The organism is Bradyrhizobium sp. CCBAU 25338, assembly GCF_028128965.1.
Classification (GTDB): Bacteria; Pseudomonadota; Alphaproteobacteria; order Rhizobiales; family Xanthobacteraceae; genus Bradyrhizobium; species Bradyrhizobium liaoningense.
This window is the reverse complement of the sequence record NZ_LFKY01000001.1, coordinates 864-1,578: the sequence shown is the minus strand read 5'-3', so window position 1 is coordinate 1,578 and position 715 is coordinate 864. Positions and strand designations below refer to the sequence as shown.

Below are 715 nucleotides of genomic sequence, written 5' to 3'. Positions count from 1 at the left end.
GATGAGAAGCTCAAGATCGTCCTGGAGAGCTTACAGGCGCCGCGCCAGGTCGCGGCGACGGCGCGGCGATATGGCGTTTCGCGCTCGTTGCTGCTGCGATGGCGGCGAGCGTTTCGTCCCGAGCCGGCGGATGCCGCCGATCAGCACACGAGCTTCATACCGGCGATGCTGTACCGGAATCGGGGGCGACGCCTGGTCTAGTCGAGCCGGCCGGCGGGGCGATCGAGATCGAGTTTGCGGCCGGAGCTCGGATGCGGATTACTGGCGCGGTCGACGCGGCAACGCTGAAGGCGGTGGTCGCGGCGCTGGCTGATGGACGGTCGCGATGATCTCCATCCCGTCGGGCGTGCGGGTGTGGATTGCGACCGGCCACACCGACATGCGCCGCGGCATGAACTCGCTGGCCGTGCTGGTGCAGGAAGCCTTCAGGCGCGATCCGCCCGGCGGAGACCTCTACGTGTTCCGTGGCAAGAGCGGCAAACTGATCAAGATTCTTTGGCACGATGGGCTGGGCATGTCGCTCTACGCCAAGCGGCTGGAGCGCGGCCGTTTCCTGTGGCCGTCGCCGGCTGACGGCGTGGTGAGCATTACCCCAGCCCAGCTTGGCTATTTGCTCGAGGGCATTGACTGGCGGATGCCGCAACATACGTGGCGCCCGCAGGCGGCTGGCTGATCGCCGGGATTTGAATCGATAACACGATCGGCAGTTCGGACA

General features: G+C 66.2%; 2 protein-coding genes. Both read left to right on the top strand.

From position 1 onward, the window contains the following. A partial coding sequence (locus ACM42_RS00015) for a transposase (protein WP_271526092.1) occupies window positions 1-201 on the top strand: 201 nt, incomplete at its 5' end. 124 nt (window positions 202-325) lie between these two features. Then, window positions 326-673 carry an IS66 family insertion sequence element accessory protein TnpB gene (tnpB, locus tag ACM42_RS00010; protein ID WP_271526091.1) on the top strand — a complete coding sequence of 116 codons (348 nt, stop codon included), beginning with the start codon at window positions 326-328 and terminating at the stop codon, window positions 671-673. Window positions 674-715 lie beyond the last annotated feature (42 nt).